The following is a 9800-nucleotide window of genomic DNA, read 5'->3' as shown; positions in this document are numbered from 1 at the left end:
GCATGGTGCGCGGCGACCTCGGCTGGCAGGGCGTGGTGATCACCGACGACGTCGGCTCCGCCGCGGAGGTGAAGACGGTACCGGCCGGCGACCGGGCGACCCGGTTCGTGGCGGCCGGCGGCGACATCGTGATCAACGCCGAGCCCGGGCTGACCGCGGTCATGGTGAACGCGCTGGTCGCCGAGGCTCAGCAGGACACGTCGTTCGCCGCGAAGCTGACGAGTAGCGTGCGACGTGTGCTGACTCTCAAGCAGGACTACGGCCTCGTGAGCTGCGGATGAGCGAGGAAGAGGAGCCCGACTACCGGTTCACCCTCGCGAACGAGCGCACCTACCTGGCGTATCTGCGGACCTCGCTCGCCTGCTACGCCGGCGGGCTCTCCGCGGTGCAGTTCCTCGACCTCGGCCCGGACCGCTGGCCGGCCCGGATCATCGGGATCGTGCTGGTCCTCACCGGAATCGTCACCACCGCCGGAGCGTTCCGGCGCTGGCAGCTGAACCTGACCGCGATCCGCCGCGGCGGCGCGCTGCCGGCCAGCCGGCTGCCGCTGATGCTCGGGGCAACGATCGCGACGGTCGGCCTGATCGGGCTGCTGTTCTCCCTCTGGCGATAAGTGTGGCAATGAGCACACCTGATCCAGGACGGCAGCCGGAGCGGACGCTGCTCGCGTGGCGCCGGACAGCCCTCGGACTGATTGCCAACGGCGCCCTGTTGCTTGCCTCCGGCCATGGATCGTCACAGGTCCGGACCGGGCTCGGAATCGTCGTTCTGGTGCTCTCACTGGGCTGCTGGACCGCGGTGAGCGCCGTCTACCGGCGGACCAAGGGGGGCGCGGTGCATGCCCTCGGACACGACCACGTACTCCGGGTCGCGGCCGGTCTGGTGCTCGTCGTGGGGCTCTTCGACCTGTACGCCGTGATCACGAGATGAAACCGATCGGTTACCGATCGTGTGCACGAGGAAAGCCCAGTTCATAACGACGCGATACGTTGACCCGGCCGGATGCCGCGTCAGCGGTACGTTCCCCCTAGCATGTTCACGGTTTGTCCCTCGTTCACCCGGAGCTTGAAGTGCCGTTACGTCTGCGTCCGAACGACCCGACGTTCTACGACCTTTTCACCGAGTCCGCCAACCACCTCGTGGACGGATCCCGGATCCTCGCGGAGTTGCTGGGCAGTACCGCGGGGACCGGGCTGGCCTCGAGCCACCAGATCGCCGCCCAGATGAAGGACGCGGAACACGCGGCCGACGAGACCACGCACTCCATCATCCGCCGGGTCAACTCGACCTTCGTGACGCCGTTCGACCGCGAGGACATCTACCGGCTGGCCTCCGACCTCGACGACGTGATGGACTTCATGGAGGAGGCGGTCGACTCCGTCCACCTCTTCAACCTGGAGAAGCTGCCGGAGGAGATCGCCGAGCAGATCGAGGTGCTCCAGCGGGCCGCCCAGCTGACCGCGGAGACCATGCCGAAGCTGCGGACCATGAAGGACCTGGCCGAGTACTGGATCGAGATCAACCGGCTGGAGAACACCGGTGACGCGGTCCACCGGCGACTGATCGCCAAGCTGTTCAGCGGTGATTACGAAGCCCTCACGGTGATGAAGGTGAAGACCGTGGTCGACCTGCTGGAGGCCGCGATCGACGCGTTCGAGCACGTCGCCAACACGGTCGAGCAGATCGCCGTCAAGGAGAGCTGAGCGTGGAGTTCACGCTCGTCATCGCCGTCGTCGTCATCGCGCTCGCCTTCGACTACACCAACGGCTTCCACGATGCCGCGAACGCGATCGCGACCTCGGTGTCCACCCGGGCCCTGACCCCGCGGGTCGCGCTCGGGATGGCCGCGGTGATGAACTTCCTCGGCGCGTTCCTCGGTACCGAGGTGGCCGAGACGGTCGGCAAGGGCATCATCAGCGCCCCGGCCGGCAAGCACGGGCTGGTGATCGTGATCGCGGCCCTGGTCGGCGCCATCACCTGGAACCTGATCACCTGGTACTTCGGCCTGCCGAGCTCCTCGTCGCACGCGCTGATCGGCGGCCTGGTCGGCGCCGGGCTGGCGTCCAGCAGCGTCGTGCTGTGGGCGGGCATCCTCGACAAGGTCGTGATCCCGATGGTGCTGTCACCGGCCGTCGGCTTCCTCGGCGCGTTCCTGCTGATGATCCTGATCCTGTGGGTGTTCCGGAACCGCAACCCCGGCAAGACCACCCGCGGGTTCCGGCTGGCGCAGTCGCTGTCGGCGGCCGCGATGGCGCTCGGGCACGGTCTGCAGGACGCGCAGAAGACCATGGGCGTGATCTTCCTGGCCCTGCTCACCACCGGGCACGCGAACGCCAAGGACGGGATCCCGGTCTGGGTGAAGCTGGCGGCGGCGACCGCGATCTCGCTCGGGACGTACTCCGGCGGCTGGCGGATCATGCGGACCCTCGGGCGCCGGATCATCCACCTGGACCCGGCCCGCGGGTTCGCGTCCGAGGCGATCTCGGCCGCGGTGCTGTACGTGATGGCGATCGGCCTGCACGCCCCGGTCTCGACCACCCACACGATCACCTCCGCGGTGATGGGCGCGGGTGCCACGAAGCGGCTGTCCGCGGTCCGCTGGGGCGTCGCGAAGGGCATCGTCACCGCCTGGGTGCTGACCATCCCGGCGGCCGGTGTCGTCGCGGCCCTCGTCTACGGCCTGGTCCATCTGATCTTGGAGTAAGTTCCCGGCGCGGGTTCATTCAGAATTCACTCAGCGAGCCTACGGTCGATCGAGGTTGACCGATCGTCCGCCCTAGGGAAGTGATCGCGAATGGACCTCTCGTTCCTCGTCGTCGTGGTGATCATCACCGCGTTGGTGTTCGACTTCACCAACGGGTTCCACGACACAGCCAATGCGATGGCGACCTCGATCGCCACCGGCGCGCTCAGGCCCAAGGTCGCGGTCGCGGTGTCCGCGGTGCTGAACCTGGTCGGCGCGTTCATCTCCACCGAGGTGGCCAAGACCATCTCCAGCGGCATCGTCGACGACGCCAAGGTCACCGTGCCGGTGATCTTCGGCGGCCTGGTCGGCGCCATCCTCTGGAACCTGCTGACCTGGTACGTCGGCCTGCCGAGCTCCTCGTCGCACGCGCTCTTCGGCGGCCTGATCGGGGCCACCTGGATCGCGTCCGGGAGCAGCGCCGTCCACTTCGGCACCGTCGTACAGAAGATCATCATCCCGGCCGTGGCGGCGCCGATCGTGGCCGGTGTGGTCGCACTGCTCGGCACCTTCCTGGCGTACAAGATCACCCAGCGGGCCCGGAAGAAGACGGTCGAGGAGGGGTTCCGCGCCGGGCAGATCGCGTCCGCGTCGCTGGTCTCGCTGGCGCACGGCACGGGTGACGCGCAGAAGACGATGGGCGTGATCACGCTGGTACTGATCATCTCCGGCAGCCTGCACTCCGGCGCCAAGCCGCCGATCTGGGTGATCCTGGCGGCCGGTACGGCGATCGCGCTCGGCACCTACCTCGGCGGCTGGCGGATCATCCGGACGATGGGCAAGGGCCTGGCCGAGATCGAGTCGCCGCAGGGCTTCTCCGCGGAGACCAGCTCGACGTCCGTGCTGCTCATCTCGTCGCACCTGGGCTTCCCGCTGTCCACCACGCAGGTCTGCTCCGGCAGCATCCTCGGGGCCGGGCTCGGCAAGCGGCTGGCCGAGGTGCGCTGGACGGTCGCCGGCCGGATGGCCGTGGCCTGGCTGCTCACGCTGCCGGCGGCGGCGGTCGTGGGCGCGCTGTCCGGTGAGGTGGCGGACTCCGGCAACGTCGGTGTCGTGATCATCGCGGTACTCGCGATCGCCGCCGGTGGCGCGATCTACGCGGCCTCCCGGCGCCGCCCGGTGACGTCCGACAACGTCAACGAGTACCCGAGCTCGACGACACCGGCCGCGACCCCGGCCGCGGCGGCCTGAGAGGAGTACGGCGATGCACATCAACTGGAGTGCTCTCGGTGAGGTCGCACTGGTCAGCCTGATCTTCGGTGTCGGCCTGGCGGTGCTGTTCGCGTTCGGCGTGACTGCGATGTCTCGGCGCGCGGTAGCGATCGACGAGAAGCGACAGCCGTCCTTTGTGGACACGGGCGTTGCTGCGTTGTGTTTCGCAGCCTGTCTCGCCGCTGTGCTCTATGGGCTGTACCTAATCATCCCGCAGTTCCACTAGCGGTTCCAGCGGCGTACAGCCTTGGCAACGTCCTTCGCCCGGATGGAGCCAAGGTTGTACTCCCAGGCGGCCAAGAGCCGGCTGCCGAGTACCTCTGCGTCCAAGAACATGCGCGGGCGTACAGCAACAGCCCAGGTGGCCGCAGTCGCGTGCCCCTGCTGGTGGAGCAGGTGGTCGACGGTGGCCTCGATACGGCTGCTCTGCTCGCCACCCAGCCCGTCCGTGGCCCACTCCTGCACGATCTGCGGGTCGTCGGCCGTCATCCGCGCCAGGTAGGTCAACGGGCCACGCCAGAAGCCCTTGCTGCCGATGCTGTCCAGGGTCTCCAGCGGGAACCAGCCGTTCTGGTTGCGCCGCCCGTTCACCGCGGACTCGATCTCGCGGGCCCGGTCGGCGGACAGGTCGCGCGTCGCCCAGTCCACGAAGTACGCGCCGGCGTCCGGGATGTGCTCGGCCACATGCGGCGCAGGCGTCAGCGCACCGGGCTCGAAAAGGTGCAGCTCCTCCGGTGAATCGAACACTACCGCCCCCGCCTGCTCGAGTACGCGGGCCGCCGCGGCCGCCCGCCGAACAGGAACCCCCCAGGCGCCTGTTACGTCAACGAGTGCTTTCGTACCCTCGATCCGCCCCGAGGGTCAAGAGCTTCTCCGCCGTTCGGCTCGCTGGGCGAGCTCCTCGCGGTCCAGCCGCTCGGCCTCCGCCGTGGTCGGCGCGCCGCCGCCGTACGCGGCCGGCAGCCACCAGGCCCCGGCCGGCTGCTCCGGGTACCCGCGGATGCTCTCGTCCAGCATCCCGGCCATCGTCGAGCGCAGCCGCTCGGTCGCCTCCACCGGGTCGTCGTCCGGCGTCACGGTGAGCGGCGCGCCGATGCTGATCGAGATCGGCCGGTGCCGGGTGAAGTCCCGCGGGTGGTCCTTGGTGAACATCCGCTGGGTGCCCCACAGGATCATCGGCAGCACCGGTACGCCGGCCTCCGCCGCCATCCGGACCGTGCCGGACTTGAACTCCTTCAGCTCGAACGACCGGCTGATCGTGGCCTCCGGGAACACCCCGACCAGCTCACCGGCCCGCAGGTAGTCGACGGCCGTCCGGTACGACGCGGCGCCCGCCTCCCGGTCCACCGGGATGTGGTGCATGCCGCGCATCAGCGGACCGGAGTACCGGTTCCGGAACAGCACCTCCTTGGCCATGAACCGGACCAGCCGCTTGGCGGGTACGGCGCCGTACCCGCCGAGGATGAAGTCGACGTAGCTGATGTGGTTGATCGCGATCAGCGCGCCGCCGGTGTGCGGGACGTGCTCGGTCCCGGTCCGGCGGATCTTCAGGTCCAAGGCCAGGAAGGCGGTCTTGGCGAAGCCGATGACGGGCGGGTAGACGAGGTCTCGCATGACCCGATTATGGTGTCTGTTGACAACTACAGACCGCGGGAGCTCGCACCGTAGTGGGCTGAGAGGGCGGCTGGATCCAGGATTCCGACCTGGCCGGCGCCGCCGACCGCCGAACCTGTCCGGGTAATTCCGGCGTAGGGAGCAGCAGCATGGTCACTGTCAGCACCGGCCCGATCTCGGGGTCGGAGAAGATCTATCGCGGCGAACTCGGCGTCCCGGCGCGCCGCGTCAACCTCACCAACGGCGAGTACTTCGACCTGTACGACACCTCCGGCCCGTACACCGACGCGGCCGCGAGCATCGACGTACAGGCCGGTCTGCCCGCGCTGCGGCGGGACTGGATCGCCGCACGCCCCGGGCTGACCCAGCTCGGGCACGCGCGGGCCGGGACGATCACCGAGGAGATGCGGTACGTCGCCGTACGGGAAGGGCTCGATCCGGAGTTCGTCCGGACGGAGGTGGCGCGCGGCCGGGCGGTGATCCCGGCGAACCGCTGCCACCCGGAGAGCGAGCCGATGATCATCGGGAAGAAGTTCCTGGTGAAGGTGAACGCGAACATCGGCAACTCCGCGGTCAGCAGCTCGGTCGAGGAGGAGGTCGAGAAACTCGTCTGGGCGACCAGGTGGGGCGCGGACACCGTGATGGACCTGTCCACCGGGAAGAACATCCACGAGACCCGCGAGTGGATCCTGCGGAACTCGCCGGTGCCGATCGGTACCGTGCCGCTCTACCAGGCGCTGGAGAAGGTCAAGGGTGATCCGGCGGCGCTGTCGTGGGAGGTGTACCGCGACACCGTGATCGAGCAGTGCGAGCAGGGCGTGGACTACATGACCGTGCACGCCGGCGTGCTGCTGCGGTACGTGCCGCTGACCGCGCGGCGGATCACCGGGATCGTGTCGCGCGGCGGGTCGATCATGGCCGCGTGGTGCCTTGCCCATCACCAGGAGTCCTTCCTGTACACGCATTTCGCGGAGCTGTGCGAGATCCTGCGCGAGTACGACGTGACGTTCTCGTTGGGCGACGGGCTGCGGCCCGGGTGCATCGCGGACGCGAACGACGAGGCGCAGTTCGCCGAGCTGCGGACGCTGGGGGAGCTGACCCGGGTGGCCTGGGAACACGACGTCCAGGTGATGATCGAGGGGCCGGGGCACGTGCCGATGCACAAGATCGCGGAGAACGTGCGGCTCGAGGAGGAGCTCTGCGGCGAGGCGCCGTTCTACACCTTGGGGCCGTTGGCAACTGATGTGGCGCCGGCCTACGACCACATCACGTCGGCGATCGGCGCGGCGCAGATCGGCTGGCTGGGTACGGCGATGCTCTGCTACGTCACGCCCAAGGAACACCTCGGGCTGCCGGACCGGGACGACGTGAAGACCGGCGTGATCACGTACAAGATCGCTGCCCACGCGGCCGATCTGGCGAAGGGGCATCCCGGTGCGCAGGCCTGGGACGACACGTTGTCCAAGGCAAGGTTCGAGTTCCGCTGGGAGGACCAGTTCAACCTCTCGCTGGATCCGGACACCGCGCGGTCCTTCCACGACGAGACCCTGCCCGCCGAGCCCGCGAAGACCGCGCACTTCTGCTCGATGTGCGGCCCGAAGTTCTGCTCGATGCGGATCACCGCCGACATCCGCAAGTACGCCGACCAGGAGCTACTGCCGGTCACTGATTGAGTCGGACGCCCCTCCGGCCCGGCGTGCGCGGTACTCCGGGCCGGACACGGGGAGTGATCGGCTGAACCGATTCAGGTTTTGGCCTTCACTCTACGTAAATAAGACTGTAGCCTTAAGCCCGTCGGAAGGAGGTACGGGCGATGGTCTTCGTTCTCACCGTAGATCAGCGCGGCAGCCGAAGCACGAGTGATCTCGTACCCGAGCTACTGACCGCACTGAACCGCCGGCCGCGGCGGACCGGGCTGTTGCGGAAGTTCGAGCGGACCGCCGGCGACGAGGTCCAGGGCGTGCTCTCCGAGGCCCGCCCGACCGTCGACGTGATCGTCGAACTGCTCCGGACGGACAACTGGTACGTCGGCCTCGGCATCGGCGAGGTCGCCGAGCCACTGCCACGCAGTACCAGGGCCGGCAGCGGCGACGCGTTCGTGTACGCCCGGGAGGCGGTGACGCGGGCCAAGTCGAGCCCGCACCACGTCAACGTGGTCGGAGCGGACCCGCGCAAAGCAGAGCAGGTGGAAACCGTCCTGTGGCTGATGGCGTCCGTACTGCGACGCCGGAGCGACCGCGGCTGGGCCGTGGCGGACCTGCTGGCCGAAGGACTCACCAGGCGGGAGATCGGCGTGAAACTCGGCATCAGCCAGTCGGCAGTGACCCAACGGGCCCAGGCAGCCGGCTTCGCCGAGGAACAGCGCGGACGGGTGCTTGCGGCGGATCTCCTCGACCACGGGGTTGCTGCGTGACGGCGCTGGTCCTTTCGCTGACCGCGGTCGCGCTGGTTCTCGCCGTACTGGCGTGGATCCCCAAGTCGGGCTCCAACCTCGAGATCGTCATGAGCGGCGTGATGCTCGCCTGCCTGGCCGCTGTCGGCGTAGTGCTGATCCTCGGCAACGGTGTGGTCGGCTGGGCCCAGCACTGGTGGGACCTGCTGCTCCTGGTCGCAGGAGCGCTCGCAGTCGCCGGGGGAGGCCCGCTGACGACGTCTGTGCTGGCTTTGGCGGACAGGCGGAGTACACACGCCCAGTCGACTCAGAAAGCGGGAGAGGTACTGCGTGGCGGCGCTCTGATCGGTGCGCTCGAACGGCTGGCGATCTACGCCTCACTGGTGTCTGGCTGGCCGGAGGGCATTGCCATCGTGCTGGCCATCAAGGGGCTGGCCAGGTACCCAGAACTACGCAGCCCCGATCAGCCCGCCTCCGTCACCCCACAGGCCGTTGCGGAACGCTTCATCATCGGCACCTTCACCAGCGTCCTCTGGGCAGTCACCTGCGCAGGCCTACTGCGCTCCCACTGAGCTCCGGAACGCGCACGGACGCCGCGGCCAGGTGCGGGCCGCGGCGTCCGAAGGGTGTTGCTGCGGTCAGATCTTGACGACGTATGTGTTGTTGATCTTGTCCGCGAACGTCTGCTTCTTCTGGTCCCACAGGGGCCACAGGAAGCCCAGGTAGCACGGCAGGGCGTCCAGGATGTGGGTGATGTCGCGCAGGATCGTCTTGCCGATGCCGATCGGCTGACCGGTGTCAGCGCCGACGAGCTTGATGTTGACGACCCTCTTGCCCCAGGTCTGGCCGGTCTTGCCCTGCTGGATCCAGCGGTTGTAGACGAACAGGCCGAGACCGACGAGGGTCAGGATCAGCGCGATGATGCTCAGGCCGGTGTTCTGGCTGGTGCCGCCGCTGGTCAGGGCGTTACCGATACCGCTCGGGATACCCACGATGATGCCGTCGATGAAGTAACCACCAACACGCACCGGCCAGCTGGCCAGCTCACCCGACGGCGCTCCGCCGTACCCGTAGCCGCCCTGGTTGTAGCCCGGGAAGCCGGGCTGCTGCCCGTACTGCCCCGGCTGCTGCGGATACCCGGGCTGCTGCCCGTAACCCGGCTGCTGGCCGTACCCAGGCTGCTGCCCGTACTGCCCCGGTTGCCCGGGCTGCTGGCCGTAGCCGGGCTGCTGTCCATAGCCCGGCTGCTGCTGCCCGTACCCGGGCTGCTGGCCGTATTGCCCCGGCTGTCCGGGCTGTTGACCGTACTGACCCTGTCCGGGCTGCTGCCCGTACTGGCCCGGCTGACCGGGCTGCTGGGGGTCTTGCGGGCCGTAACCCGGTGGTGGCGTCGGAGTGCTCACGACGATCCCTTCTGGCGATGGTGCATTGAGGAGTGACTTGCAGGCTAACCGTCGGACGGATCAGATCCGCCGACGGATCCCAGGTAATGAGAGATACCTTTAGGTTTGTGAGCGTCTCACAGAGCGTCGTCCTCCGGCCTACCGGTCCGGTCCAGCCGCTTGACCGCCGGGTGTGGGGCCTGACCGCCGTCGGTGTCGGTGGATTCCTGCTGGCCGGCGTCTACCAGCTGTCCGGCCAGCGGATCGGCATCCCGTGCATCCTGCACGCGACCACTGGCCTGAACTGCCCGCTCTGCGGGTCGACGCGGATGGCTGCCGCCATGCTCCGCGGCGACTTCGCCGGCGCCTGGCACTTCAACCCCGTGGTGTTCGTGCTCGGCCCGCTGGCCGCCGTTGCCATCGGCTACCAGGTGCTTGCCTGGACGCTCGAATCGCT

13 protein-coding genes and 1 pseudogene are annotated in these 9800 nt (G+C 68.3%); 11 read left to right on the top strand and 3 right to left on the bottom strand.

Going from position 1 to position 9800, the window contains the following annotated elements; all coding sequences use genetic code 11:
- The 7 genes and pseudogenes from VFF46_RS34995 to VFF46_RS34965 form a co-directional block, all read left to right on the top strand.
- Nucleotides 1–281 (top strand): annotated as a pseudogene (locus tag VFF46_RS34995) (glycoside hydrolase family 3); the annotation flags it as partial.
- On the top strand, nucleotides 278–613 hold the full coding sequence (locus tag VFF46_RS34990) for a YidH family protein (RefSeq protein WP_325041540.1): 336 nt from the start codon (nucleotides 278–280) through the stop codon (nucleotides 611–613). The pseudogene VFF46_RS34995 and the gene VFF46_RS34990, both read left to right, overlap by 4 nt.
- Before the next feature lie 8 nt (nucleotides 614–621).
- Nucleotides 622–930, top strand: coding sequence for a DUF202 domain-containing protein (locus tag VFF46_RS34985; RefSeq protein ID WP_325041539.1), 309 nt, complete (start codon nucleotides 622–624; stop codon nucleotides 928–930).
- A 140-nt stretch (nucleotides 931–1070) separates the two neighbouring features.
- Nucleotides 1071–1703, top strand: coding sequence for a DUF47 domain-containing protein (locus VFF46_RS34980; RefSeq protein WP_325041538.1), 633 nt, complete (start codon nucleotides 1071–1073; stop codon nucleotides 1701–1703).
- A gap of 2 nt (nucleotides 1704–1705) precedes the next feature.
- Nucleotides 1706–2704 carry an inorganic phosphate transporter gene (locus VFF46_RS34975; protein WP_325041537.1) on the top strand — a complete coding sequence of 333 codons (999 nt, stop codon included), beginning with the start codon at nucleotides 1706–1708 and terminating at the stop codon, nucleotides 2702–2704.
- A gap of 90 nt (nucleotides 2705–2794) precedes the next feature.
- A complete protein-coding gene (locus VFF46_RS34970; protein ID WP_325041536.1) occupies nucleotides 2795–3934 on the top strand; it encodes an inorganic phosphate transporter in 1140 nt (379 codons plus the stop codon).
- Between the two features lie 13 nt (nucleotides 3935–3947).
- A complete protein-coding gene (locus VFF46_RS34965; protein WP_325041535.1) occupies nucleotides 3948–4181 on the top strand; it encodes a hypothetical protein in 234 nt (77 codons plus the stop codon).
- Here the strand turns inward: VFF46_RS34965 and VFF46_RS34960 are convergent.
- Together VFF46_RS34960 and VFF46_RS34955 are read right to left on the bottom strand one after the other, a co-directional pair.
- Nucleotides 4178–4702, bottom strand: coding sequence for a hypothetical protein (locus VFF46_RS34960; protein ID WP_325041534.1), 525 nt, complete (start codon nucleotides 4700–4702; stop codon nucleotides 4178–4180). The two genes, VFF46_RS34965 and VFF46_RS34960, sit on opposite strands and share 4 nt — an antisense overlap.
- Before the next feature lie 114 nt (nucleotides 4703–4816).
- Nucleotides 4817–5569 carry a lysophospholipid acyltransferase family protein gene (locus VFF46_RS34955; RefSeq protein ID WP_325041533.1) on the bottom strand — a complete coding sequence of 251 codons (753 nt, stop codon included), beginning with the start codon at nucleotides 5567–5569 and terminating at the stop codon, nucleotides 4817–4819.
- 149 nt (nucleotides 5570–5718) lie between these two features.
- Between VFF46_RS34955 and thiC the strand changes: the two genes are divergently transcribed.
- The 3 genes from thiC (at nucleotide 5719) to VFF46_RS34940 (ending at nucleotide 8533) form a co-directional block, all read left to right on the top strand.
- Nucleotides 5719–7242, top strand: coding sequence for a phosphomethylpyrimidine synthase ThiC (gene thiC / locus VFF46_RS34950; protein WP_325041532.1), 1524 nt, complete (start codon nucleotides 5719–5721; stop codon nucleotides 7240–7242).
- A gap of 140 nt (nucleotides 7243–7382) precedes the next feature.
- Nucleotides 7383–7982, top strand: coding sequence for a transposase (locus tag VFF46_RS34945; protein ID WP_325041531.1), 600 nt, complete (start codon nucleotides 7383–7385; stop codon nucleotides 7980–7982).
- Nucleotides 7979–8533: a hypothetical protein gene (locus VFF46_RS34940; RefSeq protein WP_325041530.1), complete on the top strand. Its 555-nt coding sequence runs from the start codon at nucleotides 7979–7981 to the stop codon at nucleotides 8531–8533. Before VFF46_RS34945 ends, VFF46_RS34940 begins: the two co-directional genes overlap by 4 nt.
- Before the next feature lie 66 nt (nucleotides 8534–8599).
- Here VFF46_RS34940 and VFF46_RS34935 read toward each other — a convergent pair whose 3' ends face one another.
- Entirely contained in the window at nucleotides 8600–9364 is a 765-nt protein-coding gene (locus VFF46_RS34935; protein WP_325041529.1) for an RDD family protein, read from the bottom strand.
- Between the two features lie 107 nt (nucleotides 9365–9471).
- Between VFF46_RS34935 and VFF46_RS34930 the strand changes: the two genes are divergently transcribed.
- A partial coding sequence (locus tag VFF46_RS34930; RefSeq protein WP_325041528.1) for a DUF2752 domain-containing protein occupies nucleotides 9472–9800 on the top strand: 329 nt, incomplete at its 3' end.

The organism is Kribbella sp. (assembly GCF_035655035.1).
Taxonomy (GTDB): domain Bacteria; phylum Actinomycetota; class Actinomycetes; order Propionibacteriales; family Kribbellaceae; genus Kribbella.
This window is presented reverse-complemented; position numbering and strand designations above follow the sequence as displayed.